General features: G+C 71.4%; 28 protein-coding genes. 18 read left to right on the forward strand and 10 right to left on the reverse strand.

Annotated elements, in window-relative coordinates:
• Positions 1-17: 17 nt before the first annotated feature.
• From AB0F68_RS27935 to AB0F68_RS27945, 3 genes are all read right to left on the reverse strand, one after another.
• Entirely contained in the window at positions 18-665 is a 648-nt protein-coding gene (locus tag AB0F68_RS27935; protein WP_357343543.1) for a hypothetical protein, read from the reverse strand.
• A 93-nt stretch (positions 666-758) separates the two neighbouring features.
• The gene (locus AB0F68_RS27940; RefSeq protein ID WP_357343545.1) at positions 759-1,925 is read right to left on the reverse strand and encodes an enolase C-terminal domain-like protein; all 1,167 of its coding nucleotides are present in this window, start codon (positions 1,923-1,925) and stop codon (positions 759-761) included.
• On the reverse strand, positions 1,922-2,920 hold the full coding sequence (locus AB0F68_RS27945; protein WP_357343547.1) for a LacI family DNA-binding transcriptional regulator: 999 nt from the start codon (positions 2,918-2,920) through the stop codon (positions 1,922-1,924). The genes AB0F68_RS27940 and AB0F68_RS27945 overlap by 4 nt, the downstream gene beginning before the upstream one ends.
• Positions 2,921-3,148: 228 nt before the next feature.
• Here AB0F68_RS27945 and AB0F68_RS27950 point away from each other — a divergent pair, with 228 nt between their 5' ends.
• The 8 genes from AB0F68_RS27950 (at position 3,149) to AB0F68_RS27985 (ending at position 10,921) form a co-directional block, all read left to right on the forward strand.
• Positions 3,149-4,027, forward strand: a complete 879-nt coding sequence (locus AB0F68_RS27950; RefSeq protein WP_357343550.1) for an ABC transporter permease — start codon at positions 3,149-3,151, stop codon at positions 4,025-4,027.
• Positions 4,028-4,043: 16 nt separating this feature from the next.
• Positions 4,044-5,060 carry an ABC transporter substrate-binding protein gene (locus AB0F68_RS27955; protein ID WP_357343552.1) on the forward strand — a complete coding sequence of 339 codons (1,017 nt, stop codon included), beginning with the start codon at positions 4,044-4,046 and terminating at the stop codon, positions 5,058-5,060.
• 5 nt (positions 5,061-5,065) lie between these two features.
• The gene (locus AB0F68_RS27960; protein ID WP_357343554.1) at positions 5,066-5,887 is read left to right on the forward strand and encodes an ABC transporter ATP-binding protein; all 822 of its coding nucleotides are present in this window, start codon (positions 5,066-5,068) and stop codon (positions 5,885-5,887) included.
• Positions 5,888-5,906: 19 nt separating this feature from the next.
• Positions 5,907-7,058 (forward strand): Gfo/Idh/MocA family oxidoreductase, encoded by a 1,152-nt coding sequence (locus AB0F68_RS27965; RefSeq protein ID WP_357343556.1) that lies wholly within the window; start codon positions 5,907-5,909, stop codon positions 7,056-7,058.
• Positions 7,055-8,218, forward strand: a complete 1,164-nt coding sequence (locus AB0F68_RS27970) for a dihydrodipicolinate synthase family protein (protein WP_357343558.1) — start codon at positions 7,055-7,057, stop codon at positions 8,216-8,218. The genes AB0F68_RS27965 and AB0F68_RS27970 overlap by 4 nt, the downstream gene beginning before the upstream one ends.
• A 56-nt stretch (positions 8,219-8,274) precedes the next feature.
• On the forward strand, positions 8,275-9,117 hold the full coding sequence (locus AB0F68_RS27975; RefSeq protein WP_357343560.1) for a sugar phosphate isomerase/epimerase family protein: 843 nt from the start codon (positions 8,275-8,277) through the stop codon (positions 9,115-9,117).
• Positions 9,117-10,211, forward strand: a complete 1,095-nt coding sequence (locus AB0F68_RS27980; protein ID WP_357343562.1) for a glycerate kinase — start codon at positions 9,117-9,119, stop codon at positions 10,209-10,211. Before AB0F68_RS27975 ends, AB0F68_RS27980 begins: the two co-directional genes overlap by 1 nt.
• 332 nt (positions 10,212-10,543) lie before the next feature.
• The gene (locus AB0F68_RS27985) at positions 10,544-10,921 is read left to right on the forward strand and encodes a hypothetical protein (protein ID WP_357343564.1); all 378 of its coding nucleotides are present in this window, start codon (positions 10,544-10,546) and stop codon (positions 10,919-10,921) included.
• 67 nt (positions 10,922-10,988) lie between these two features.
• Here AB0F68_RS27985 and AB0F68_RS27990 read toward each other — a convergent pair whose 3' ends face one another.
• From AB0F68_RS27990 to AB0F68_RS28000, 3 genes are read right to left on the reverse strand one after another with little or no spacing between them, the layout of a single operon-like run.
• Positions 10,989-11,876 carry an SPFH domain-containing protein gene (locus tag AB0F68_RS27990; protein ID WP_357343618.1) on the reverse strand — a complete coding sequence of 296 codons (888 nt, stop codon included), beginning with the start codon at positions 11,874-11,876 and terminating at the stop codon, positions 10,989-10,991.
• 5 nt (positions 11,877-11,881) lie between these two features.
• Positions 11,882-12,460, reverse strand: a complete 579-nt coding sequence (locus AB0F68_RS27995; protein WP_357343566.1) for a DUF5994 family protein — start codon at positions 12,458-12,460, stop codon at positions 11,882-11,884.
• Between the two features lie 3 nt (positions 12,461-12,463).
• Entirely contained in the window at positions 12,464-12,784 is a 321-nt protein-coding gene (locus AB0F68_RS28000) for a LapA family protein (protein WP_357343568.1), read from the reverse strand.
• Between the two features lie 544 nt (positions 12,785-13,328).
• On the opposite strand from AB0F68_RS28000, the gene AB0F68_RS28005 reads away from it, so the two are divergent.
• From AB0F68_RS28005 to AB0F68_RS28045, 9 genes are all read left to right on the forward strand, one after another.
• A complete protein-coding gene (locus AB0F68_RS28005) occupies positions 13,329-14,090 on the forward strand; it encodes a GAF and ANTAR domain-containing protein (protein WP_357343569.1) in 762 nt (253 codons plus the stop codon).
• An 83-nt stretch (positions 14,091-14,173) separates the two neighbouring features.
• A complete protein-coding gene (locus AB0F68_RS28010) occupies positions 14,174-14,905 on the forward strand; it encodes a GAF and ANTAR domain-containing protein (RefSeq protein ID WP_357343571.1) in 732 nt (243 codons plus the stop codon).
• A 226-nt stretch (positions 14,906-15,131) separates the two neighbouring features.
• Positions 15,132-15,851, forward strand: coding sequence for a SigB/SigF/SigG family RNA polymerase sigma factor (locus AB0F68_RS28015; protein WP_357343573.1), 720 nt, complete (start codon positions 15,132-15,134; stop codon positions 15,849-15,851).
• Between the two features lie 65 nt (positions 15,852-15,916).
• Entirely contained in the window at positions 15,917-16,102 is a 186-nt protein-coding gene (locus tag AB0F68_RS28020; RefSeq protein ID WP_357343575.1) for a hypothetical protein, read from the forward strand.
• A 277-nt stretch (positions 16,103-16,379) separates the two neighbouring features.
• Positions 16,380-16,553 carry a hypothetical protein gene (locus tag AB0F68_RS28025; RefSeq protein WP_357343577.1) on the forward strand — a complete coding sequence of 58 codons (174 nt, stop codon included), beginning with the start codon at positions 16,380-16,382 and terminating at the stop codon, positions 16,551-16,553.
• A complete protein-coding gene (locus AB0F68_RS28030; protein WP_357343579.1) occupies positions 16,550-17,563 on the forward strand; it encodes a glycosyltransferase family 4 protein in 1,014 nt (337 codons plus the stop codon). The genes AB0F68_RS28025 and AB0F68_RS28030 overlap by 4 nt, the downstream gene beginning before the upstream one ends.
• A 120-nt stretch (positions 17,564-17,683) precedes the next feature.
• Positions 17,684-18,820, forward strand: coding sequence for a glycosyltransferase (locus AB0F68_RS28035; protein WP_357343581.1), 1,137 nt, complete (start codon positions 17,684-17,686; stop codon positions 18,818-18,820).
• On the forward strand, positions 18,817-19,869 hold the full coding sequence (locus tag AB0F68_RS28040) for a glycosyltransferase (protein WP_357343583.1): 1,053 nt from the start codon (positions 18,817-18,819) through the stop codon (positions 19,867-19,869). Before AB0F68_RS28035 ends, AB0F68_RS28040 begins: the two co-directional genes overlap by 4 nt.
• On the forward strand, positions 19,866-21,359 hold the full coding sequence (locus AB0F68_RS28045) for a glycoside hydrolase family 130 protein (protein WP_357343585.1): 1,494 nt from the start codon (positions 19,866-19,868) through the stop codon (positions 21,357-21,359). The genes AB0F68_RS28040 and AB0F68_RS28045 overlap by 4 nt, the downstream gene beginning before the upstream one ends.
• 507 nt (positions 21,360-21,866) lie before the next feature.
• On the opposite strand, the gene AB0F68_RS28050 is transcribed toward AB0F68_RS28045, so the two are convergent.
• The 4 genes from AB0F68_RS28050 to AB0F68_RS28065 form a co-directional block, all read right to left on the reverse strand.
• Complete coding sequence (locus AB0F68_RS28050) at positions 21,867-22,649, reverse strand: hypothetical protein (RefSeq protein WP_357343587.1); 783 nt, start codon at positions 22,647-22,649, stop codon at positions 21,867-21,869.
• Between the two features lie 14 nt (positions 22,650-22,663).
• Positions 22,664-23,623 (reverse strand): hypothetical protein, encoded by a 960-nt coding sequence (locus AB0F68_RS28055; protein WP_357343589.1) that lies wholly within the window; start codon positions 23,621-23,623, stop codon positions 22,664-22,666.
• Between the two features lie 116 nt (positions 23,624-23,739).
• Positions 23,740-24,291 carry a YciI family protein gene (locus AB0F68_RS28060; protein ID WP_357343591.1) on the reverse strand — a complete coding sequence of 184 codons (552 nt, stop codon included), beginning with the start codon at positions 24,289-24,291 and terminating at the stop codon, positions 23,740-23,742.
• 148 nt (positions 24,292-24,439) lie between these two features.
• Complete coding sequence (locus AB0F68_RS28065; RefSeq protein ID WP_357343593.1) at positions 24,440-25,684, reverse strand: SGNH/GDSL hydrolase family protein; 1,245 nt, start codon at positions 25,682-25,684, stop codon at positions 24,440-24,442.
• A gap of 546 nt (positions 25,685-26,230) precedes the next feature.
• Here AB0F68_RS28065 and AB0F68_RS28070 point away from each other — a divergent pair.
• The gene (locus AB0F68_RS28070) at positions 26,231-26,479 is read left to right on the forward strand and encodes a hypothetical protein (protein WP_357343595.1); all 249 of its coding nucleotides are present in this window, start codon (positions 26,231-26,233) and stop codon (positions 26,477-26,479) included.
• The last annotated feature ends 64 nt before the right edge of the window (positions 26,480-26,543 follow it).

Below are 26,543 nucleotides of genomic sequence, written 5' to 3' on the forward strand. Positions count from 1 at the left end.
TGCCCACCACCCGATCGCTACCGCGGCTGATCGCCCTGCGCCTGGCCGGGCCAGGCCTGGGTGGCGGGCCCGTACTGCGGCGCCGCGGGAGGGTACGGCGGATACTGCGGCGGTCCGGCCTGCGGGTAGGGCGGGTAGGCCTGGTGGGGCTGCGGCACGGGGCCCGGCTGCAGGGCCGCGACCTGCTCGGCGAAGCGGTCGTGCGCGCGGCGGACGTGCACCGTGCTGCCGTCGTTGGACACGTATCCAGAGGCGATCGGGCCGTTGGCGGCGGTGCTGGCCACGCCGAGCCCCGCGATGAGCAGCAGCACGAAAACCAGCACGATCGAGCCGGCGGTCGAGTCGTTAGGCGCCATCAGGGCGGACAGCGCTACCGCGCCGACGACCGCGAGCACCACCAGGCCGACGCCGATGAACAGGCGGCGGGTGCGCAACCTGCCGCAGTCGGCGCAGAAGGGCCAGGTCGGCGCCTTGACGCGCTTCTGCAGTACGGCGGCGACGATGGCGAACGGCAGCACTCCGAACAGAAGCAGAACGTAGACCCACTTCGGCGTGTAGGACCGGAACACCGTCTTGCGCCGGCGGGTCGCGGGCTGACCGTGACGGGCACATACCTCGGGTACGGCTCCAGCGGTGACCGCCTGAGCGGGGAGATCGACTGTCATGGCGTCTCCATCGAAAGGTTCTGCGGCGTGGGCCGTGGCATCGCGGCTGTACCCGGAATCGGCGCCGGCCAATCGCCGGTCGACCCGTCGCCACTACCGGGCCAGGACGTCCACGGCGAGTTCTCGCACCACCGACTCGTCCACCTCGACGCCGAGCCCCGGCCCGGTCGGCACCCGGGCGACGCCGTCCTTCACCTCGACGGTCGCCCCGGTGGCGTAGGAGGAGGTGAGGAACTGCCGCCCGTTGAGGTCGACCGGCGTGTCGATGCCGTACGCGGCGAACAGGTGCAGCGACGCGGCCAGGCCGAGGTCGGAGTCGGTGAGCCCCGACCCCATCAGGCGCACCCCGGCGTCCTCGGCGAGGGCGCAGAGCCGTCGCGACAGCGTGAGCCCGCCGCTGCGCTGCACCTTGGCGATCGCCACGTCCACCGCGTTGAGCTTCACGAAGGTCGCCAGGTCGCTCGGGTGGCGCAGGCTCTCGTCGAGCGCGACCGGAATCGGGCAGGTCTCCCGTAGCCGGCGCTGCCCGGCGACGTCGTTGGCCGGTAGCGGCTGTTCGAAGGCGGTGACGTCGAGGTCGGCGAGCCGGCGGGCCATGCGCAGCGCGCCGTCGACGGTGTAGCCCTGGTTGGCGTCGACCCACAGCGCGGCGTCGGGCGCGGCCTCGCGGACGGCCCGCACCACGGCGGCGTCCTCGGCTTCGCTGTGCAGGCCGACCTTGACCTTGAACGCCTCGTACCCGAGGCCGCTGCCCTCGGCCACCGCGTCGGCCACTTCCGCGGCCGTCTGCCCGGAGACGATCCAGCCGAGCTGGATGGTTTCCCGGCGGCGTTGCCCCCAGAGCACGCCCACGGACACGCCCAGCGCGCGGCCGAGCAGGTCGTGCAGGGCGACGTCGACGGCGCACTTCGCGAGGGGGGCACCGATGGTGAAGCCGCGGTTGATCGCGCGGTCGAAGGCGGTGGTGACACCGTCGAGGTCCCAGGCGGGGCGGCCGAGGATGGCCGGGGCGAGGTACCGGTCGATGGTGGTGACGATGGACTCGGCGGTCTCGTAGGTCCAGGCGGGGATGGGGGTGGCCTCACCCCAGCCGGCGATGCCGTCGGCGGTGAGCTTGACGAGCACCCGGATGCTGGGCGTGCCGGCGACGGCCACCGAGCCGCCGGAGACGCCGAACGAGCGGATGGTGGGCAGCGCGACGGCGTACGTCTCGACCGCGTCGATGGTCAGGCCGGCCAGGCCGGCGGCGAGCGGGTTCACGAGCCCACCTTCGCGGTGCTGCCGCGCAGGACGACCTCGCCGCCCATCCGCAGGAGCCGGCGCCTTCGTCCGTTGTTCTCGGTCAGCGCCAGCTCCATCGCCTTCTCCCCGAGGCGCTGCAGCGGCAGGGCCACCGTGGTCAGCGCCGGGGTGAGGTCACGGACGATCGGGATGTCGTCGAAGCCGGCGACGGAGATGTCGTTCGGGACGGACAGGCCGTGTTCGCGCAGCGCCGCGCACGCGCCGATGGCCATCACGTCGGTCAGCGCGAACACGCAGGTCGCCGCCGATCCCCGGGCCAGCAGCTCGGACATCGCGCCGTACCCGCCGTCGCGGGTGAAGGGGCCCTCGACGATGTCGGCCGGGTCCAGCGCCACGCCGGCCTTGGCCAGCTCGTCGCGGAAGCCGCCGAGCCGGTCGGCGACGGTGGTGAGCGCCCGCGGGCCGGAGAGCACGGCGAACCGGCGGTGGCCGAGGTCGAGCAGGGCACGCGCCATGGCGCCGGCGCCGGCCCGGTTCTCCGGCAGCACGCTGTCGACCTTCAGGCTGCGGTGCCGACTGACCACCGCGACCCGGCCACCACCGTCCAGGTAGGGCTTCAGCTCGGCCTCCAGCGCCCGCTCCCAGCGGGCGTCCTCGAAGCCGGAGCCGATCAGCAGGATGGCCGGGGCACGTTCGGCGCGCAGCATCGACACGTACGCGATCTCCCGTTCGGGGTCGCGGAAGGTGCTGGCCAGCATGACCAGCAGGTCGTTGTCCCCGGCCACCCGCATGACGCCGCCGGCGACGGCGGCGAAGTAGGGGTCGGTGACGTCGTGGCAGATGACGCCGACGGTGCGGTGGGAGGCGCCGGCCAGGGCCCGAGCGTGCGCGTTCGGCGTGTAGGCCAGCTTCTCTGCGGCCGCGAGGACCCGGTCGCGCAGTTGCGGGGTGACCCGCATGCCGTTGAGCGCCCGGGAGGCGGTGGCCAGCGAGACGTCGGCGGCTCTGGCCACGTCTTCCAAGGTCACGTGCGCCCGTGGCTGCATCGTTTTCCCCCTGCGGAAGTTCTTGACCGGCTTATTTCGGCGTGGTTACCGTAGCACCCTGAAAGCGCTTACTGAAAGCGCATTCAGGGCCGCTTCCCCGTCCTCGCCGGGGTCGCCCGGCCCTGCCGACGGCACGCGCCTACCCAACGGCTGAGTACCCGGAAACCGCCGGCCAGCCAGGGAGAACGGAGGGTCATGGCCGCGCAGAGCACCATCGAGCAAGCGGAGCGCACCGCTCCCGCCGGCGTCACCGCGTCGGCCGCCCACCGCGCGGGCGGGGCGGGCGCCGGCCTGCGCCGGTTCGCCCGGAACACGTGGCGCCCCGCCGCGGTCCTCGTGGCCATCCTGGTCGTCTGGTGGGTGGTCACCGCCGCGGACCTGGTGAAGCCCTACCTGGTCCCGTCACCCGGCACGGCGCTGGACGTCGTCCTCGCCCAGCCGGGCTACTTCCTCCACCACACCTGGATCACCACCTACGAGACGGTGCTGGGCTTCGCGATCGCCATCGTGGTCGGCGTGCTCGCCGCCGTGGTCATGGTCTACTCCCCCACCGTCGAGAAGAGCCTCTACCCGCTGCTGCTGTTCGCCCAGGTCATCCCGAAGATCGCGATCGCGCCGCTGTTCATCGTGTGGCTCGGCTTCGGGCTCTCGCCCAAGGTCGTCGTCGCGGTCCTGATGGCCTTCTTCCCGATCGTCATCTCCACCGTCACCGGCATGAAGTCGATCGACCCGGAGATGCTGCAACTGTCGGCGACCATGGGCGCGGGCCCGGCCCAGACGTTCCGGAAGATCCGGTTCCCCGCCGCCCTGCCGCACCTGTTCGCCGGCCTCAAGGTCGCCGCCACCATGGCCGTCACCGGCGCCGTCGTCGGTGAGTTCGTCGGCGCCAACGAGGGCCTCGGCTACGTGATCCTGCAGGCCAACGGCAACCTCGACACCCCGACCCTGTTCGCCGGGCTGATCATCATGTCGCTGCTCGGCGTGATCCTCTTCGTCGTCGTCGAGCTGCTGGAGTACCTGGTTCTGCCCTGGCACGCCAGCCGCCGCACCGACGCCGCCACCACAACGATGTGAACAGGAGAACCCTCGGATGAAGTTGCGTACTCTCGCCGTCGCGCTCGTGCCGGCGCTCCTTATGGCCGCCACCGCCTGCGGCTCGTCCTCCGACAAGCAGGAGAAGAACGCCCAGGGCCTGGACAAGGTGACCCTGACCCTCAACTGGTACCCGTACGGCGAGCACGCGCCGTTCTACTACGGCAAGAAGCAGGAGATCTTCGCCAAGCACGGCATCGACCTGACCATCCAGGCCGGGCAGGGCTCGCAGAAGACGATCCAGGCCACCGCAGCCGGGCAGACAGACTTCGGCTGGGCCGACACCCCGGCCCTGCTCTCCGGGGTCGGCCAGGGCATGGACGTCAAGAGCGTCGGCGTCTTCCTCCAGACCACCCCGTCGTCGGTGCAGTTCTTCAGCGACAAGAACATCGCCTCCCCCGCCGACCTCAAGGGCAAGACCATCGCCTCCACCGCCGGCGACGCGCTGAGCAAGACCTTCCCGGCGTTCCTCAAGGCCAACGGTCTCGCCGCCAGCGACGTGACCCTGCAGAACACCGACCCGGCCGGCAAGATGGCCGCCGTCATGTCCGGCAAGACCGACGCGCTGCTCGGCTTCGCCACCGACCAGGGCCCGACCATGCAGGAGAAGGCCGGCAAGCAGGTCTCCTACCTGAAGTTCGCCGAGCACGGCCTGACCTTCTACAGCAACGGCCTGCTCGCCTCGGGCGACACCATCAAGAACAAGCAGGACCTGGTCAAGCGGATGGTCGCGGCCAGCAGCGAGGCCTGGGCCGCCGCCGAGAAGGACCCCGCCGGCGCCGTGGCGGCTATGCAGGGCGCGTCCCAGCAGCTGCCGTCGGAGAAGGTGCTCACCGAGCAGTTCAACGCCACGCTCCAACTGCTGCACACCGACGCCACCAAGGGCCAGGCTCCCGGCGTCAACGACGAGTCCGACTGGCAGAAGACCATCACCGTCTTCGCCGACGCCGGTGTGATCACCAAGGCGGAGTCGCCGTCGAAGTACTGGGACGCGAGCTTCTCGCCGAAGGGATGAGACCGATGACGGTCGGCAACACCACCACGCAGCGTTCCGCGGACGCCACGGCGACCGGCGCCGCGGTCGACATCGACCAGGTCGCGGTCCGCTTCCGCACCAAGAAGAAGGACGTCACCGCGCTGCGCGACGTCTCGCTGCGGATCGAACCGGGCGAGTTCGTCGCCATCGTCGGCGCCTCCGGCTGCGGCAAGTCCACGCTGCTCAAGCTGGTGTCCGGCCTGCTGCGGCCCTCGTCCGGCGAGGTCCGCCTGCACGGCGAGGACGTGCGGGGGCCGCGGCGCGACATCGGGTACGTCTTCCAGCGCGCCGCCCTGCTGGAGTGGCGCACGGCCCGGCGCAACATCCTGCTCCAAGCCGAGATGCGGGGCATGCCGAAGGCGCAGGCACGCCAGCGCGCCGACGAGCTGATCGCCATGACCGGGCTGACCGGCTTCGAGGACGCGTACCCGAACGAGCTCTCCGGTGGCATGCAGCAGCGCGTGGCCCTGTGCCGGGCGCTGCTGCACCGCCCCCCGGTGCTGCTCATGGACGAACCGTTCGGGGCGCTCGACGCCCTCACCCGCGAGCAGATGAACGTCGAACTGCGGCGGATCTGGCGGGAGACCGGCACCACCGTCCTGCTGGTCACCCACTCCATCGCGGAGGCGGTCTACCTGGCCAACCGGGTGATCGTCATGACCCCTCGACCCGGCACCGTCGCCGAGGTCATCGATGTCGACCTTCCCGTCGAGCGGGACTACGGCCAGACCATGTCGGCGCCGGAGTTCGCCCGCGCCACGGGACGCATCCGGGACCTCCTGGGTGCGACGACGACCGCCGAATAACCACTGGAAGGACACACACGTGGAGCGCACGTCTATCGGGATCATCCTCAACGGGGTGACCGGACGGATGGGGTACCGGCAGCACCTGGTCCGATCCCTGCTCGCCATCCGCGAGCAGGGCGGCCTGCCCGCCCGCGACGGCAGCCGCATCTGGCCCGAGCTGACCCTGGTCGGCCGCAACGAGGCCAAGCTCGCCGACATCGCCGCCCGGCACGGGCTGACGTCGTACACGACCGACCTGGACGCCGCGCTCGCCGACGACTCCCACCAGATCTACTTCGACGCGCAGGTGACCGCGCAGCGGGAGAAAGCCATCCGAGCGGCCATCGAGGCCGGCAAGCACATCTACACCGAGAAGCCGCTCGCCGAGGGGCTGACCGGCTCGCTGGAGCTGGCCCGGCTCGCCGCCGCCAGGGGCGTCAAGAACGGTGTCGTGCAGGACAAGCTCTTCCTGCCCGGCCTGCGCAAGCTCAAGCGGCTGGTGGACAGCGGCTTCTTCGGGCGGATCCTGTCGGTGCGCGGCGAGTTCGGCTACTGGGTGTTCGAGGGCGACTGGCAGGACGCGCAGCGGCCGAGCTGGAACTACCGCGCCGAGGACGGCGGCGGCATCACCGTGGACATGTTCCCGCACTGGCACTACGTGCTGGAGCAGATCTTCGCCCCGGTTACCGCCGTGACCGCGCACATCGCCACGCACATCCCCGAGCGGGTGGACGAGACCGGCCAGACCTACCGGGCCACCGCCGACGACGCCGCGTACGGCATCTTCGAGCTGGCCGGCGGCATCACCGCCCAGATCAACTCCTCGTGGGCGGTCCGGGTGTACCGGGACGAGCTGGTCGAGTTCCAGGTCGACGGCACGCACGGCAGCGCCGTGGCCGGGCTGCGCGAGTGCCGCATCCAGCACCGCGGCGCCACCCCGATGCCGGTGTGGAACCCCGACCTCCCGGTCACCGAGAACTTCCGCGCCCAGTGGCAGACCGTCCCCGACAACGAGGACTTCGACAACGGGTTCAAGGTCCAGTGGGAGGCGTTCCTGCGGCACGTCGTCGACGGCGAGCCGTTCCCGTGGGACTTCCTGGCCGGCGTACGGGGGGTGCAGCTCGCCGAGGCCGGACTGCGTTCGGCCAGGGAGGGACGGCGGATCGAGATCGAGGAGATCGGGCTGTGACCGTCCGGATCACTCTGCCGCGCCCGGACGGCGGCGCCGAGGCGCTGACCCTGCGCGAGCCGGCCGGCTGGCAGCGGCCGGCCACACCGCCGGCCAGCCGGATCGCGTACGCCGCGGCGCACGTGGTCGCCGACCCGCACGCCGACAACGCGCCCGGCCGGCCCGCCCGGCTGGACTGGGACGCCACCCTGGCCGTGCGGCGCAACCTCTGGTCCTGGGGGCTCGGCGTGGCCGAGGCGATGGACACCGCCCAGCGCGGCATGGGGCTGGACTGGGCGGCCACCCGGGAGCTGATCCGGCGCAGCGCCGCCGAAGCCGCCTCCTGCGGCGGGCGCATCGTCGCCGGGGCGGCCACCGACCAGCTCACCGGCCTGCCGGACACCCTGGACGACGTGGTCGGCGCGTACGTCGAGCAGGTCGCCTTCGTGCAGGAGTGCGGGGCGACCGCCGTGGTGATGGCCAGCCGGCAGCTCGTCGCGCTGGCCACCGGGCCGGACGACTACCTGCGCGTCTACGAGCAGGTGCTGCGGGAGACGTCCGCGCCGGTCGTGCTGCACTGGCTCGGCGACATGTTCGACCCGGCCCTCGGGGGCTACTGGGGGTCGACCGACCTCGACGAGGCCACCAAGACGTTCGTCTCGCTGATCCAGGCCCACGCCGCCGTGGTCGACGGGGTGAAGGTGTCGCTGCTCGACGCCGAGCGGGAGGTGCGGCTGCGCGAGCTGCTGCCGCCCACCGTCAAGGTCTACACCGGCGACGACTACCACTACCCGCAACTGATCGCCGGCGACGGCCAACGGTTCAGCCACGCGCTGCTCGGCGCGTTCGCGGCCGTCGCCCCGGCCGCGTCGGCGGCACTGCAACGCCTCGACGCCGGCGACACTGCGGGCTTCCGGGAGATCCTGGACCCCACCGTGCCGTTGTCCCGGCACGTCTTCGCCCCGCCGACGCAGTACTACAAGACCGGCATCGCGTTCCTGTCCTGGCTCAACGGCTTCCAGCCCGGCTTCACCATGGTGGGCGGGCTGCACAGCGGGCGCAGCGTGCCGCACCTGGTGGAGGTGTTCCGGCTCGCCGACGCCGCCGGGCTGCTGCTCGACCCGGACCTGGCCGCCGCCCGGATGCGGCGCTACCTGTCCGTAGCCGGGGTGAGCGCGTGAGCGCGAGGAGTGAGCCGGGTCTGCGAACCCCGCAGTCGCGAACGGAGGGAAGCACCGTGAGCGCCCAGGTCGACCCTCGGCTGGCGAAGCTGTCGCTCAACCAGCGCACCACCGAGTCCTGGTCGGTGCGGGAGGCCGTCGAGGGCTGCGTCCGCGCCGGCATCCCGGCTATCGGGCTGTGGCGTGAGCCGGTCGCCGAGATCGGGGTGGCGACCGCCGCGAAGCTCGTCGCCGACGCGGGTCTGCGGGTGTCGTCGCTGTGCCGGGGTGGTTTCCTCACCGCCGGTGGCGAGGCCGGCCGCGCCGCGCTGGCGGACAACCGGCGCGCCATCGACGAGGCCGCCGGCCTGGGCACGGACTGCCTGGTCATGGTCGTCGGCGGCCTGCCGCCCGGCTCCCGCGACCTGATCGGCGCCCGGCAGCGGGTGGCCGACGCCCTCGCCGAGCTGGCCCCGTACGCGGGCGAGCGGGGCGTCCGGCTGGCCCTGGAGCCGCTGCACCCGATGTACTGCGCGGACCGGGCGGTGCTGTCCACCCTGGGGCAGGCGCTCGACCTGGCCGAACCGTTCCCGGTGGCGCAGGTGGGGGTCGTCGTGGACACCTTCCACATCTGGTGGGACCCGGACGTGTGGCGGCAGATCGCCCGCGCCGGTGACCGCATCGCCAGCTTCCAGGTCTGTGACTTCCTCACCCCGCTCCCGGCCGACGTGCTGCTCGGCCGGGGCATGATGGGCGACGGGCACATCGACTTCCCGCCGTTGCGGCGGGCGGTCGAGGAGGCCGGCTACACCGGCGACACCGAGGTGGAGATCTTCAACGCCGAGGTGTGGGCGACCGACCCCGACGAGGTCCTCGCCACCATGAAGGACCGCTACCTGCAGCTCGTCCTCGCCGACTGATGCGGGTCGTCGTCGCACCCGACTCGTTCAAAGGCTCCGTCACCGCCGACGACGCGGCCCGGGCCCTGGCCGGCGGCTGGCTGGCCCACCGGCCCGGCGACGACGTACGGCTGATTCCCCTCGCGGACGGCGGCGAAGGCACGGTCGACGCCTTCGCCGCCGCACTGCCCGACGCGGAACGCCGGACGACGGTCGTGCCGGGACCGGACGGCCGGCCCGTCACCGCCGCCTGGCTGCTGCTGCCGGACCGGACCGCCGTGCTGGAGCTGGCCCAGTCCAGCGGCCTGCCGCTGCTGGCCGCCCCGGACCCGCTCGGCGCGCACACGTACGGGCTCGGCGTGGTAGCGCGGGCCGCCTTGAACGCCGGGGCCACCCGCCTCGTGATCGGCCTCGGCGGCTCCGCCTCCACCGACGGCGGCGCCGGCGCGCTGCGCGCCCTCGGTCTGCGGCTGCAGGACAACCTCGGCCAAGACCTGCCGCTGGGCGGTGCGGCGCTGGCCGACGTGGCCCATCTCGACTCCACCTACCTGCTCCCCCCGCCGCCCGGCGGCGTGCAACTGCTGGTCGACGTGACCGCGCCGCTGACCGGCCCGGCCGGGGCCGCCGCCACCTACGGACCACAGAAGGGCGCCGGCCGGGCCGAGGTGGCGCTGCTCGACGGGGCGCTGGGCCGGTTCGCCGCGCTGGCCGGCGGCGCGCCGGACCAACCCGGTGCCGGCGCGGCCGGCGGCACGGCGTACGGTCTCGCGGCGCTGTGGGGCGCGCGGATCACCCCGGGCGCGGCGACGATCGCAGCGCTGGTCGGGTTGGGCGATGCGCTCGCCGGCGCGGACGTGGTGCTCACCGGCGAGGGGCGGTTCGACGAGACCTCGCTGTCCGGCAAGGTGGTCGGTTCGCTGCTGGATGCCGCGGGCGCCGCCGCCGTTCCCGTCGGGGTGGTCGCCGGCCAGATCTCCGGGCCCGTCCCCGGGTCGGTGTCGGCGGCGGTGTCCCTGGTGGAGCTTGCCGGCTCGGTCGACGCGGCCCTGAACGACCCGACGACCTGGTTGGCCGAGGCCGGCGAGGCGCTGTCCCGGCGGCTGACCCGCGGGTAGGACGAGGCTCCTCATAGGGCAGCGGCCGAGATCGGACACCTCATGGTCACCACGGGAGACCGTCGGTTCCCCAGAACGGTGCTCTATCTGTCGGGGCGGTTGACTGCCACGGGGACCGGAGCGACAACTCGACCATACGCCCGATCGGCCGGAGAAGGGCCCCGCCTGCGGCCGGCATCCATCGCCCGTCGCCGCAGGGAATGACCGGCGCGATGGCGTAGGATGGGGCGTAACGGCCGCCCTGGTCCCTGGTGGTGTCCCAGCCGCAGGCACACCACCAGGAGCATCGGATGCCTGTTACCCCTGTCTACGTCGTCCCCGGTCCAGAATCCGTGAACGACCTCGTCAAGCGGGTCGCCGACCGTGACCGGGGTGCCTTCGGTCGCCTCTACCGCCGTCTCGTCCGCGTTGTCTTCATCCAGGTGTGTGAGGTTGTGGGCCGCCCGTCGGTCGCCGTCGCGGTGACCCGGGCGGTGTTCGTCGAGGTGTGGCAGCTTGCGCCTAGGTGCGCCGCCGGTCAGGTCGATGGTCTCGCGTGGGTGACGGCCATCGCCGTTCGCCGGGCTGCGGAACGGCTTCGCGAGATCGATGGCCGCACCTCGCCCTTCGGCGCCGGATACGACGAGTTCGTCGGTCGCGAACTGATCGCCGCGCTGGAGGGCGAGCCGCCGGTACTGCTCGGCACGTCAGTTCCACCCACTACCGGATGACCGTCTGCCGACGGGCCCCGGCCCGGTGAGCGACGCGGTCACCGGGCCGAGCAGCCGTTCTTGTCGGTCAGCCCATTGGCACCGCTGCCGTCGTGGGCTCGGATTCGGGGAGGATCCGCCGGACATCCGGCATCGTCGCTGTCTCCGCTGCCCGGGGATGCGGCGCGACGACTGGCGCCGGCGCGCGCGGCGCGGGCGTCGCGTGGTCGAGGAACCGCAGCAGTTCGACGGGGAACGGCATGACGAGGGTGCTGTTCTTCTCCGCGGCGACCTCCACCACCGTCTGCAGCAGTCGCAGTTGCAGGGCGGCGGGGTCGGCGGCCATGGTGGCGGCGGCCCGGGCGAGCTTCTCGGCGGCCTGGTATTCACCGTCGGCGGCGATGACCCGGGCGCGGCGTTCGCGCTCGGCCTCGGCCTGACGTGACATGGAGCGTTTCATCGATTCTGGCAGAGCGACGTCCTTGACCTCGACGCGTTCGACCTTGACACCCCACGGACCCTCGGTGGGTGTGTCGATGATGCCGGTGAGTTCGGCGTTGAGCTTGTCCCGGTCGGAGAGCAGCTCGTCGAGGTCGGCGCGGCCGATCACCGCGCGCAGCGAGGTCTGTGCGACCTGGGAGACGGCGTACAGGTAGTTCTGCACGTTCACCAGCGCCTTGACCGGGTCGACGACGCGGAAGTACACGACCGCGTCGACGCGTACGGAGACGTTGTCGCGGGTGATGCCGTCCTGAGCGGGCACGCTCATGGTGGTGATCTGGAGGTTGACCTTCACCAGCCGGTCGACCCCGGGGACGATGAGGGTGAGGCCCGGGCCACGGCTACCGTCGCGCACCCGACCGAAGCGGAAGACCACACCGCGCTCGTACTGCTGCACGACCCGCACCGCTTGGGCGGCGGTGCCGAGACCGATGACGCCGATCGCCACGATCGCGATCACGATGACTGTCTGCAGAGCGTTCACGAGGGCACTCCGGTCCGGGGAGGGGTTGTGAAGAGGTCATTGACGGGGCGGCGGCCGATCGGAGCGGTGCTGCCACCTTCGTTGTCCCACACCGCGTACGCGTCGGAGCCGGTCGCCGCCGCGGCCCGGGGCCCAACCGGTGCGCTGGCCAGAATGTCGGGCGCGCGCCTGAGGTTGGTCGGGTCGGCTGCGGTCGCCATCGCCCACTCAGCTGCCGCCCGTGGCGTGGCGGGCGGCACCACCAGCAGGTCGACCTGGACGTCGCGGCCGGTGGTGGCGACCAGCAGGGCGGGGTCGAGGGTGTCGAACCAGCCGATCCGGACCACGTCCGGTCCGACGGTCAACCGGCGGGGACGGCTTTCCCAGGTGTGGATGTTGAGCATGAGATGCCGGATCCGATCATGGCGTTCGGACAGGGCGAGGACGAGGCCGGAGAGTTCGGCGGCCGGGTCCCAGGACCGCGGCCACCACCCGCCGTCCAGGACCGTCCGATCCCGGGTAGGGGCGAGGACGAGCCGAGGCGCGGACGGCGCCGACGCGGGGGTCGTGGCGGCTCGTCGCGTGGTGACGGACATGGCTCATCCGTCCTCACGGGGTGGTCGGGGCGGCAGCGGGACGTCAGCGATGCCGGTCGTCGACGGGGGAGTCGGGCCGGGCCCGGGCGGGCCGCCCGGCTGCGTGACGGGACGGCGGTCGAGCATCCTCAGCTGAACGATCCGGGCGGTGCCGGGAAGGGCGACGAGCAGGACCCCGAAGACCGCGGCCAGCAGCAGCGCCACCCCCATCGGCAGGGTGCCGTGTGCGCCGAGGAACGACACCTCGGCACGTTTCCCGTTCTGCAGTACGAAGATCAGGAGCAGCAGGAGCACGAACGCGAACACCACGGCAGCGACCCACACGCCTCCGACCCGTGAGCGCTTCACCGCCGGCCGCCGGGGCATCGCACGAGAAGCATCGGTGCTGCTGCGGCCGTTTAGTGGGAAGAATCGAGCATGACTGTTCCGGGGTGCGGTCATCACGAACCGCCGCCTTCCGATGAAGATCTGGCGCGCCTGGACGCCGTGGTGCGCTGGCGCGCCTGGATGATGGCGGGCCTGCGACGGACTGTCGCGGTCCGACGTGCCGGTGCGAGGGAGGTGCCTGGCCAGGAAAGCGATGGAGATCCGGCGACCTGACCGGTGGCTGCGGTGCGGCGGGTGGTCAACACGGTGACCTCGATCGGTGGGGTGCGTCCGCCAGCGGCGAACTGTCAGCCACCGGGGTCCCGAGCGACACTGCAAGCGTACGCTTCCGCGACCGGCTCGTCAGCCGCCGGAGCCGTCGCGGTCCGGTGGGCCGCCGGTCGCGCGGCAGCGTCACGCGGGAGTACGGTGTGACCGTCGCCCGGGACCTCGGCGCCGCACGGCAGCGCGTCCGTTCGACTGATCCGGGTCGGAGCCAGCAGTGGGCAAGGACAAACCGGAGCGCGGCGATCCGATGACCGCCGATCGTCGGCTGCGGCTGTGGGCTGTTCTCGTCGATGCCGCCCGGGGTGGCGCCGTCGCGCTCGATCACGTCTGCGCGGCGGCGGTGTCGGTCGCGGGCGTCGACTCCGCCGCCGTCGCGGTGATCCTCGACGCCACGCCGCGCGAACTGGTGTACGCCACGGACCGGACCGCGTCGGAGCTGGAAGACCTGACCCTGACCCTCGGTGAGGGGCCGTGCGTGGACGCGACCACCGGTGGACCTGTCCTGGTCGCCGATCTGACCGTGCCGGAGTGCCGGAACCGCTGGCCGGTGTTCGCGCCGGCCGCGGTGCTCGCCGGGGCCGGTGCGGTGTTCGCGTTGCCACTACGGGTGGGCGGGATCCGCCTCGGTGCCCTGGACCTCTACCGGGCCCGCGCCGGTGACCTCAGGGCGGAGCAACTGGCCGACGCACTGGTCCTGGCGGACACGGCATGCGCGGTGCTGCTGGACGACGCGACGCGCCACGGGGTGGACCGGGACGATCAGTGGCCCGAGCGGACCGGCCTGCAACACCCCGAGGTGCACCAGGCGACCGGCATGATCACGGTGCAGTTGGGAGTGACCGCGGCGGTGGCGCTCATGCGATTACGCGCCTACGCGTACTCCCAGGACCGGCGTCTCCGGGACGTGGCAGCTGACGTCGTCGCCCGGCGCCTGCGTCTCGAACCGGCCGGGACACCTGGTGACCGACATGGGTGAACAACGGATCGGCGCCAGGGCGGCGCGTTACGGACCATCCCGTCGGGCGACCGGCGGAACCACTGATTGACGAGGTGACTGACATGGCCGAGACCCCGCTGGCCGACGTTTTCGTGGAGATGGCCGACACTCTCGTCGACGACTTCGACGTGATCGAGTTCCTGCACATGCTGACCGAGAGGTGTGTCGAGCTGCTGGGTGTGTCGGCGGCCGGGCTGCTCCTGACCGACCAGCGGGACACGCTGCAGGTGGTCGCCGCTTCCTCCGAACGCACCCGACTGCTGGAGTTGTTCCAGCTCCAGACCGACCAGGGGCCCTGCCTCGATTGCTTCCATACCGGGCAACCGGTGTCGGTCGCCGACCTGACCCTGACCACTGCCCGATGGCCGAGGTTCACCGCCGCCGCAGCCGAGGTCGGCTTCGCCGCGGTGCACGCCCTGCCCATGCGCCTGCGCTCCGAGGTCATCGGCGCGCTGAACCTCTTCGACGTCCGGCCGGGCCCCCTCGACGAGGACAAGCTCCGTATCGGTCAGGCGCTCGCCGACGTGGCCACCATCGGACTGCTGCAACACCGCGCCATCCACCGGCGCGACATCCTCACCGAACAGCTGCAGACCGCCCTGAACAGCCGGGTCCTGATCGAGCAGGCCAAGGGAGTCCTGGCCGAACGCCTCCAGGTGGACATTGGTCAGGCCTTCGCGCTACTGCGCGACGGCGCCCGCAGCCGCAACCAGCGACTGTCCGAACTGGCCCAGGCGATCGTCGACGGCTCCGAGCAGCTCGCACCGGGGCCGGTCGCCGACCGGCTCGGCTGACGGCCGGCTCGACAGCCGAGTCGGCTTCCCAGAGCGCGGCGGCCAGGGTGCGGTCGGGGAGATGAAGGCGTACGGTGACGGTGTCGCCCGGGTCCCCGGTGGCCGCCAGTCTCGCCGCCACCAGCCCGTTAGGGGCGTGGAAACAATGGTCACCTCCACCGTGACACCCACGGCCGATTCGTCCCCTCCGACGCTGAGCCCGGCCACGGGGGACAGCGAACAACTGTTGCGTCGACGCGCAGCCCTGAACGTCGAAGATCCCGACCGCGCACGGCTGCGGACCCGGGTCATCGAGGCGAACCTGCCGATGGCGGGTCGACTGGCCCGCCGGTACACCGGTAGGGGGGAGTCCCACGAAGACCTGGCGCAGGTTGGCGCGCTCGGCCTGATCAAGGCCGTCGACGGATACGACAGCAATCGGGGCGTGCCGTTCGTCAGTTACGCCGTCCCGACCATCCTCGGCGGCATCCGGAAGCACTTCCGCGACTCGGCCTGGGCGATCCGGGTCCCGCGCGCGGTCCAGGAACTGGGTGCACAGGTGTCCGAGGCCCGTGGCAGGCTGGCGCAGCAACGCGGTCGCCAACCGACGGATCGAGAACTCGCCGATGACCTGGAGGTGACCGTCGCCCAACTCATGGCCGCGGTCGCCGCCCTCGACGTCTATCGCCTGCCGTCGCTGAACGAGCCACGGCCCCGGGCCGACGGCATCGGGTACCTCGCGCTCGTCGGCGCCGCCGATCCGGGATACGCAGCCGTGGACGACCACCTCACCCTCCGACCGCTCCTCGCGGCACTTCCCCCACGGGAACGTCGGGTCCTGATCATGCGGTTCTACGGCGACCTGACCCAGGCGCAGATCGCCACCCGGGTCGGGCTGTCCCAGATGCACGTCTCCCGGCTGCTGAAGCGCTCGCTGGCCCAGCTGAGAGCCGGGATGCTCCGCTGACCAGTCGTCGGCCGGGACCGCTCAGACACCCGGGCCGAGCCGTCGAGATCACCAGGAGAAATTGCATGGCCGTTCGTTCAATCGCCGCTGCCGGGCCCTCGCCGCCGGTCAGCGGGACATCCGCCCCCTCGACATTCGGGGTACGGGTCAGGCGGTCCCTCGACGTCCGCGCGCTCCGCCTGCGGGTGTTCCTCCTGGTGACCGTCCTGCTTCTGCCGCTGGTGCTCATCACGACGTTTGCCGACCGCTGACCGCTTCCCGGGTGTCCACGTCAGTGGCGCCCGGCATGGCGGGGCCCGGACCGGCGTAGCCTGGGGCGGTCCGGATCGACGGGGTCCCACCGCTGCGATGCTGGCCACGCCGGCTGGCCCTGGGGATCGCAGGTACGTGCCGCACTATTCGCCGGTCACGGCGACAGGTCGACCGCCCGCCGCGCCTCGGCACCCCGGTGATGGGATTCGGCCAGGGCCTCCACACCGCCACCCGTGACCATGACCATCCGGAACGGCTTCTCAAAGGGGGCAGACGATGAAGATCGCCAGGTACAGGATCGTTGCGGCGCTGCGCGAGCGCGGCCAGCAGACCAGGGCCGACTGGGTCGAGCGGGAACTGCCGGAGCGGGTGAACCCCGACAGGCACGTCGGGCTGCTCGCAACCCTGCGTCTCGATCCGGCCGACCTCGCCGACGCGCCGTCCCCGTGAGGGTGGCCCTGCTCGGTCCGGTCGCCTGGCGGACACCCCCACACCACTACGGTCCCTGGGAGCAGGTAACCGGGCTGCTCGCCGAGGGACTGGTCACCCGTGGCGTGGACGTGACCCTCTTCGCGACGCTGGACTCCGTTACCTCCGCCGCCCTCGACGGCGTCTGCCCCCGGGGATACGCAGACGATCCGGACCTGGACGGCCGGGTGTGGGAGGCGATGCACGTGTCGCACGCGATGGCCCGCTCCGGGCAGTTCGACCTGGTGCACAGCCACCTCGACTGGCTGCCACTCGCCTTCGCCGAACACTGCCGCGCTCCGCTGCTCACCACCGTGCACGGCTTCTCCGGCGCGGGGATCCTCCCCGCGTACGCCCGGGCCCGCTCGAACTACGTGTCGATCTCCGACGCCGATCGGAGCGCCGACCTCGACTACGTCGCCACGGTGCACCACGGTGTCGACCTCACCGGACTGCCGTTCACCCGCGACGCCGGCCCCGGACTGGCCGCCTTCGGCCGGATCCACCCCGACAAAGGCATCCACACCGCCATCGAGATCGCCCGCCTCGCCGGCCGGACCCTGACCATCTGCGGCATCGTGCAGGACGAGAGGTACTTCGCCGAACAGGTGGCCCCCCACATCGACGGCGACCAGGTCGTCTTCCTCGGATCGGTCGGCCCTCGACGGCGTGCGGAGGTGCTGGGCGCGAGCACCGCCCTGCTGCACCCGATCGCCTTCGACGAGCCGTTCGGGCTGTCGGTGGTGGAGTCGATGGTCTGCGGCACGCCGGTCGTCGCGTACGCGCGAGGATCCATGCCGGAGGTCGTCGACGAAGGGGTGACGGGATTTCTCGTGCAGACCGTCGAGCAGGCCGTCGACGCCGTCACCCGGGCTGCCGGGCTGGACCGGGCCGGCTGCCGGGCCCGGGCCGGGCAGCGCTTCGGCGCGGACCGGATGGTCACCGACTACCTGGCCGTCTACGACCACCTCACCCGCCGACCGCCCCGCTGAACCCGGCCACCGCCTACGAATCCGTTCCGCCGGCCACACACGCTGGCCGGCGTGCGCCGATACCGCGTGAGGCCGCCACCGCACTCCGGAGGCGGCCGACAACCGGAAGGCCCGACACCCATGCCCAGCTACGGATTCCTCAGCACCCACCCACCGACCCGGTGCGGACTGGCCACCTTCAACGCCGCCCTCGCCACCCACCTGACATCCGACGGCACGCGCGGCGGCATCGTCCGGGTCACCGACCGCGGCGACGACCAGCGGGCCGGAGCCGGGGTCGTGCACACCTGGTCGGCCCCTACGCAGGCCGGATGGCGGGACGCCGCGGCGGCCCTGAACGCCTTCGACGTGGCCGTCGTGCAGCACGAGTACGGCATCTACCCCGGCGCCGACGGCGAGGACATCCTGCCGCTGCTGCGCCGACTCACCGTGCCGAGCATCGTGGTCCTGCACACCGTGCTCCGCCGACCCTCCGCCCGGCAGAAGTCCCTGCTGGAGCAAATCATCACCGCCGCCGGGGCGGTCGTCACGATGACCGACACCGCCCGCGACCGGCTGCTCGTCGGCTACACCGTACGTCCGGGCAAGGTCACGGTCATCCCCCACGGCGCCGCCGAACATGTCCGCGTACCCGCCGACCGCCGGACCCGCCCACACCTGCTGACCTGGGGACTGCTCGGCCCCGGCAAGGGCATCGAGTGGTCGTTGCGGGCCCTCGCGCAGTTGCAGGACCTCGACCCGACACCCACCTACACCGTCGCGGGCCGGACCCATCCGAAGGTGGTCGAGCACCAGGGGGAGGCGTACCGGTCGGGACTGCACCGGCTCGGCGCGCAGCTGGGCGTCGCGCACGCCGTGGACTACCAGGACGTCTACCACGACCAGGCCGCGCTCGCCCGGTTGATCCGCTCAGCCGACGTGGTCGTGCTGCCCTACGACTCCCGTGAACAGGTCACCTCCGGGGTGCTCATCGAGGCGGTGGCCGCCGGGACACCCGTCGTGGCCACGGCCTTCCCGCACGCCGTCGAGCTGCTCACCGGCGGCCCCGGTCTGGTCGTGCCTCATCAGGATCCGGCGGCGCTGGCCGCCGCGATCCGGCGGATCCTGACCGAACCGGGCCTGGCCGCCCGGCTGGCCGGCCGCGTCCGGCCGCTCGCCGCGGACCTGCGCTGGCCGGCGGTGGCGGCCCGCTACGGCACGCTCGCCGAACGGCTCGTCGCCGCCCGCCTTCCCGCGGTCAGCGCGGCATCGGCGTGACCACGACCGCCAGCCGCCCCAGTACGCCGGACCGCGGTCCCCGGCCGACCGCGCCCGGACCGGGCTTCACGCACCTGACCCGGTTGAGCGACGACACCGGTTTGTTCGAGCACGCCCGACACGCGATCGTCCGCCGCGAGCACGGCTACTGCACCGATGACGTCGCGCGCGGCCTGGTCGTCACCAGCCGCGAGCCGGAGCCCGCCGAGGAGGTGCTTCGGCTCGCCGAGCGCTACCTCGCCTTCCTGACCCACGCCCAGGACGGCGCCGGCGCCTTCCACAACCGGCTCGGTCACGACCGGCGGTGGACCGACGCCCCCGGGCTCGGCGACTGGTGGGGCCGGGCGCTGTGGGGGCTGGGCACCGCCGCTGCCCGCAGTCCCGCCGCCTGGATCCGGCAGGAGGCGCTGGTCGCCTTCAGCCGGGGCGCCAACCGGCGCTCCCCGGCGCCGCACGCGATGGCCTTCGCCGGGCTCGGCGCCGTCGAGGTGCTGCGCCGCCACCCGGCCCACGCCGCCGCAGCGGCGCTGCTGACGGACGCCGCCACGACGATCGGCGGTCCCGGATCCGACCAGCGGTGGCCCTGGCCGCAGCAAGAGCTCACCTACGCCAGCGCGGCCCTCGCGGAGGTCGTCATCGCCGCCAGCCAACTGCGCCACGGCGGTCCACCTCTCGACGACGGGCTGCGGATGATGGCCTGGCTGCGCGACGTACAGCTCCGCGACGGGCACCTGTCGGTCATACCCGCCGGCGGGTGGCAGCGCGGCGCGGCGCGGCTGCGCCACGACCAGCAACCGATCGAGGTCGCCGCCTTCGCCGACGCCTGCGCCACCGCCGCCACGGTCACCGGCGACCCCGGCTGGGAGACCGGAGTGCACCAGGCGGTCGGATGGTTCCTCGGCGACAACGACGTCGGCACGCCGATGTGGGATCCGGCGACCGGTGGCGGCTACGACGGGTTGACCCAGCACGGACCCAACCTCAACCAGGGCGCCGAGTCCACCCTCGCCCTCATCGCCACCCTGCAGCACGCCCGGCGGTGGTCGTGACCGGCACCCTGGCCGTCCGGCACGGCACCACCCTCACCCCGGATCCACGCCGGGTCGTCGTCAAGCTCTTCGTCCCGGGTGAGGACGCCGCCCTGGTACGCAACCGCGCGAGGGCGCTCATCGACCGCGTCGCGCACCTCGACGACGAGGAGACCGGCCGGCTGCTGCGGGACACCTTCGACCGCTTCGGTGCCCGGCACCGCGACCTGGACACCACGTTCCACCACCACTACGACCTCGTCCGGCACCGCATCGCCCGGGACCGGGACCTTTCCCCCACCACCAGGCTTCTGATCGGCGCCTACTTCAGCCACGAGTACGCGGTCGAGGCGGCGGCCCTGTGCAACCCGTCGATGGTGGCCCACCCCGACCAGACCGGCCTGAACGCCGGGCAGTTGCGCGTCGCGATCAGCCTGCGCCAGATCGGCGAGGGCCACGTGTCGTCGATCGGGTTCGCCAGCGCGGTCCTCGGACCCGGGCGTCGGCTCGCCGTCGCCAACCGGTCCGGCCCGCTGGTCGTCGGGCAACGGGCCGGCGTACGGCACCGTCGCGACCTCCTCGCCGCCGGCCTGACCGAGGTGGACTGCGACAACGAGATCACCGCCACCGTGCTGGACGCCCTGCCCGAACGCTACGACGAGGCCACCTTCGAGCGGGTGCTCGGCGACCTGCCACCGGACCTGCTCTCCCGCAGCACCGGACCGGACACCCTCGAACACGTACGCCGCACCAACGCCGCCAGTTACGCCACGACCTTCCCCACCGACACCGCCCTGCACCAACGGGTGCTCTGGCCGGCCGTTCCGGCGGAGAGCAACGGCATGGAGGACGCCCGGTTCGTCCGGTTCGCCGACGAATCCGGACCGGTGTACCAGGCCACCTACACCGCCTACGACGGCCGCCGCATCGCCACCCGCGCGCTGGCCAGCGGGGACCTGCGCCGCTTCGAGAGCACCCCGATGCGCGGGCCGGGCGTCGGCAACAAGGGCGTCGCGCTGTTCCCCCGTACCGTCGGCGGCCGGCACCTCGCCCTGTGCCGTACCGACGGCGAGACCATCGGCCTGACCCGCCTGGACGGTGAGAACCGGTGGCAGGAACCGGTGCCGCTGCACGCCCCCCGCGACAGCTGGGAACTGATCCAGGTCGGCAACTGCGGATCCCCCGTCGAGACCGACGCCGGCTGGCTGGTGCTCACCCACGGCGTCGGCCCGATGCGCCGGTACGCCATCGGCGCGCTCCTGCTCGACCTACGGCGGCCCGACCGGGTCGTCGCGCGGCTGCCCGGCTCGCTCCTGGCACCCGAGGAGGCCGACCGGGACGGGTACGTGCCGAACGTCGTCTACTCCTGCGGCGCGCTCGTCCACGACAGTGAGCTGTGGCTGCCGTACGGGGCCGGCGATAACCGGGTCGGGTTCGCCACCGTGCCGGTGGCCACGCTCCTCGCCGCGATGGTGGAATCCGCGCCAGCACCGGGCGGCCGGGACGGATGAGCGGCCGCCGGCACGACGTTCCGGGACGGTCGGTGTCGGCGTACGCCGACCGCCCGGTCGCACGTGCGTCGACAGGGCAGCGGAGTCCTGCTCAGGTGTGGACGGCCCCGGACCGGCGGCTCTGGCGTGGTCGTCGGACAGGTGCCGCCGCGGCAAGCAGCTCGGTCGCGGTCAGTTGTCCAGGAGCCCACTACCTTCCACCCGGTCCGAAGAGCAACCAGGAATTGAGCTCTGTCGTTTGTAGACCCCACCGGGCGACGCCGTGCCGGTGAAGCACGCACAACCTAGGTCAACGCGGGCCGCTCCCTGACATCCCGGGTGGGCGCGCAGGTCGCTGGGCTGCGCTCGCGCCCTCGTAGCTCAGGCGATAGAGCATCGGTTTCCCAAGACGCTGCTCGATCCGCATCCGCAGGCTGACTGCCTGCGGCCCTCTCCTTTGTCTCTTTGATGCTGGTCGCATCTGCGCGATGTGGTGCTCGCCTGCCTCCTGGACACAACCGATCAGGATTAGCGGAAGTCAGCTGGCGAAACTGCTGTGGTGCCGCAGCTGGGTGGTGTTCCAATGCATTCCACCCAATGGTCCGTCCCGGCCATGACCCGGTATCCGTGCGGACTGACGAAGCCTGTCGTCCGGAAGGGTTTGCCATGGTTGGTCACTTCGACGTTCTGCGACTCGCCGCCCACGACGAGGTCGAGATCGATGACCCACTCCACCGTGCCCTTGGTGGTGGCGGTCAGCTCGAAGACCTCAGTCTCTCCCTTTTCGAGGGTGAACCCGAAGAGCGGCAGCCGGCCGTCGACCTTGATGGCGTACTCGGCCGACGGAACCGCCTCGTCCAGATCCATGGCGACCTGCCGCGGCGTGACGGTGCCCTGCCCGCCGCCGCAGGTCAATGAGGTGCCGCCGGGGTCAGGGTGCTCCGAACGCCTGATGATGCGTGCTCGCATTCCCTGGATGAGCACACCCTTGTCGGACAGGCCCTGCGCCACCAGCCGCACCCTGGTGGCATCCTGATCGACCCCGCCGTTGCGGTGCGCCCAATCCACGATCGAGGGGCAGTCGAGCGGAGGACGTGTGGCGGGACGTGCAGTCTTGGGCATGACGAACGAGAACACGTCGTTTCCCCAGGCCGGCACAGTGGCGGGGTTGCTCACCACGTTGATCGCGATCGGCCGCTCGTCCTGCGGGTCGAGCACCTTCGGGACATAGATGCCCGCCGCGGTACCGATGACCGCCAGGACGGTGCCGCCGACCACGAACCACCAGCCCTTGCTGACGGACTGCAGCACCCGCCGCCGCGGGCTCAGTTCTTGCCGCGTGGCAGGATCTGCACGCGGACGCCGTCGGGTATCGACCAGACCTGCCCGCCCTCGCCTCCGTCGAGCAGCAGCCATTTCCCGTCCTCCGTGAAGTGCGGCTCCACACCGAAGTACCGCAGTTTGTAGTCCCCGTTCAGCGGCGGTCGCTCGGGCAGCGCCCAGACCCGCTGCTCGCGTCGGCCAGCCACGTCCCACAGCGACAGCCTGTTGTCCGGAATCACCAGGGCCACCAGACTGCCGGCACGGTTCACCGCGCCGGTGTCCGCTCCGCAGCCGCACGGCACCCAGGAAAGCTTCTGACTTTCGACCGCCCAGTGCAGGAACCCGTCGCTGCCAGCGGCCACGACCTGCTTTCCGTGATCGAAAACGGCGAGCGATCCCGAGTACCAGTACTTGCCCGGATCGTTGGACACCTCTATCTGCGGCGGCACCGGCGAGGTCACCCATTTCCCCGTCGCCACGTCGATCACCACGAGGCGCCCGTTGCGGACCTGCTGGTAGTCCTCCCGGCCGACCAGGTAGGCGCTGTCGGATGAGAAGCGAATGCTCTCCACGGGCGGGGTGAACAAGGCCTTCGGTTGCTTCGTCCTCAAGTCATAGAGGATCACCGTGTCGGGATGCGCTACGGCGAGATAATGTCCGTCCGGCGAGAAGTCCGCGCCGAGGATGCGCTCGGCAGCGGTGCCGAAACGGCCGAACTCTTCGCCGTCCCGGGTGAGCACCACCCATTCGTTGACGTGCCTGGCCTCGAATCGTCCATCCTGGCTGAGATGACGATCGAGCTGACGCCACGACAGGTCGAAGGCCTCGGCCGGCAGCGTGATCGACGTCGGTGACGCCTGGGTGGTGACGATCGGGTCGGACCCGTCGGAGGTCGTCTGCTTGGGAGTCGAGTGGCATGCCGCCAGACAGGCCAGCATTGCGACGCCCGCAACGAATCGCACCGACGCCCTCCCCCGAAATCGCGAGACAACCTCACCGCACTTTATAGAACGTCGTCAAGCTCTCAGACGGGGCAACTGTCGCGCATCATGGGCATGGTGCCGTTGCGCCGTCGCTCTCAGGACGGCCGCCCGCCGAACGCCCAGGCGTGCACCTCGATCTCGGCGTACCGGTCCGGAGTCAGGACGGCGCGCGCCTCACCCGGGTCCGCTGCCCGGACCAGGGCCGCCGTGCCCAGCCAGGCGGCGCCGTCGTCGGAGAGCAGCGGCCCGTACGCGATCAGGTCCGGCCGGTCGGGCGGCACGTCGAGGTCGGCGGCCTGTCCCGCGCCGAGACCGAGAACCAGGTAGCGGTTGCCGCCGGTCCGACCCCCGGGGAAGTCCCACATGGTCCGCCCCAGCAGGTTGCGCCACCGGCGCAGGAGCACGTCCCGGTACGCGCCTGCCTGGTAGTTGGGCTCGTCGAAGGCGAACGCCCGGGCGGCGGCGGGATCGGGCAGGTCGAGGATGTGCACGCTGCCTGTGGGCGTGTCGCCGTCGGCGGCGAAGGTCGGGCCGCGGGCGATCATCTCCGCCGCATACCGGTCCATGTAGAACCAGTGATTCTCGAGCAACTCCTTCCGCAAGGCCAGGGAGCCGAGCCGGTCGCGGTGGTAGCAGAAGAACTCCATGCCCACATCCTCGCCTGCATCCCGAGTGCGCCCGCGAATCGGCTCGGCACGTAGTGCCCGCGCCACGTCGGCGCGGGCCCTACGGCCGTCTCCCCTCAGCGCTGACCGGGTGGGTGCGAAGAGCTGCCGAGGTGGAGCACTGGTCTTGCTATCGCTTGCACTCGAGGTGGCTGAGGTCGACGGCGTTAGCCATCGCCTGGTAGCCGGCGTCGCTGGGGTGCAGGTGGTCGCCGACGTCGTAGGCCGGCAGGAACCGCATGGGGTTCGCGGGGTCGCGGGTGACCTGGTCGAAGTCGATGACCCCGTCGAACTCGCCGCTGGTCCGGATCCAGGTGTTCACCTCCTCGCGGATGACCTCCTTGGCAGGGCTGTAGTAGCCGGCGCCCTCGAACGGGGTCAGCGTGGCGCCCAGGATGCAGGTCTGGTCGGCGTGGGCGCGGGCGATCAGGATCCGGTAGGCCGAGATCAGCTGGTCGGCCGACGTCGCGACACCACCGCCGATGTCGTTGATGCCCTCCATGAGGATGACGGTGCGAACGTCGGGCTGGGAGAGCACGTCCCGGTCGAATCTGGCCTGGACGTTCACCCCGGCGCCGTCGGTGAGCACCCGGTTGCCGGAGATGCCTTCGTTCATGACCCCGAACTGGTGCGCCGGGGGCTGTTCCGCGATCCGGCGGGCGAGGTAGTCCGGCCACCGGTGATTGGCGTCGCGCGTGGAGCCGTAGCCATCGGTAATGGAGTCGCCGAGCGCAGCCACGGTGTCGACCTGCTGCTGCTGGTCGACGACCAGCGCATCGACCCAGTACCAGCGGGTCGCCTGCTGGGTGAAGGCCGTGCCGTCGGTGTCCGCGGCGTGATCGCCGGCCCCGGAGATGTAGTTGGTTTGCATGGCCAGGTTGTGCCCGGTCAGGCTGCCGCTGGCGCCCTTGACGTGGATGCTGACCGTGAGGTTGGTGTCGGCGGGCACGTCGCCCGGCAGCGGGTCACTGAGGACCTCGGCGCCGTTGGGAACGCTCACCGTCTTGCTGCCGGCGAAGGTGACCTGCCGGTTGGTGCCCGGTACGACGCTGGCGCCCCCGCTCTGAACGCCGACGTAGACCGAGTCGAAGGTCACGATGCGGTCACCGAACACGTTCGACAGTGAGATGCGCAGGTTCGTGCCGCCGATGCTGGTGTGGACGATGTTGCGGACCGTCTGGTCGGTGAACGACCCGCCGGTGCGGTCCGCACTGGCACCCCAGGTAACGACCTGGTCGGTGGTGACCGAGGTCGCCCGTGTGGAGGCGTCGGAGCCCGGCTCCGCGGCGACCGGTCCGGTGAGGGCGGCGACCGTTGTCAGGCCGGCGGCGATGGCGAGACCGGTGGTAACCAGGGGCTTGCGTGAATGACTCATCAGGAATGACTCCCTCAGTGGTGATGGCTCTGCTTGCGGCAGTTGCCCGGGCAGGGAAGGCCGCGAGGCGAATGGTCGACCAAGGATTGTGCGTTCGGCAGTCAGGCGCCGGGATCGCCGGCCGTTCATCTGATTGCCAACGTATAGATCACATTAATTGCTTTCGCGGCAAGGCGCAGCATTTCGGTGCCGCAATTGAGTTGAGCGGCTTCGATCGGGCGATGAGCGGTTCTCATCCGCCGACAAGCGGCCGAACTCACCACATGCTCGCCAGATCCACCGGGCCGATAGAGGTGGTCCAATTTCAGGCTCTACTGACGATGTCGTGGGTGTTTTGGGCGCGCCGTGTCAACGCACACCGTTGCCTGGCCTACGGATTCGGTCGTCGAGATCGGAACCCGACCGCACTGCGAGGCACGGCGGACGATCCTGACGGTCCCAGATCAGCGCGGTCTCCTGCCGTCACACCGTCGCAGGAGACACCTGCTGCGGCACGCGTGGAGTACTGCGTCCGACTGCCAGCCGAAGATAATGATGACGTCCCGGTTGGCGACCTCCACCGGCTCGTCGAGGCGAACCCGGGCGTCGATCTGGACCGACGACCAGGCCGGACCCTCGTCGAGGTTGGGGTACTCGACCGGACCAGCCGAGGCAGGCGCCAACTTCGGCCCGCAGAAGGGCGCGGGAGCGGCCGAGGTGGCGCTGCTGGAGCGAGACCCGTCGCTGGCGGCGGCGTCCCTGGTGGAGCTCGCCGAGTCATCGACGTGGCGCTGCACGACCCGGCGCGGTGGTTGACCGAGGCCGGTGCCGTGCTGGCCGACCGGCTGTAGGACGCCTTGGACGTCCTCGCCTGCGTTGC

Source organism: Micromonospora sp. NPDC023966, from assembly GCF_040639095.1.
In the GTDB taxonomy this organism is placed as follows: Bacteria; Actinomycetota; Actinomycetes; order Mycobacteriales; family Micromonosporaceae; genus Micromonospora.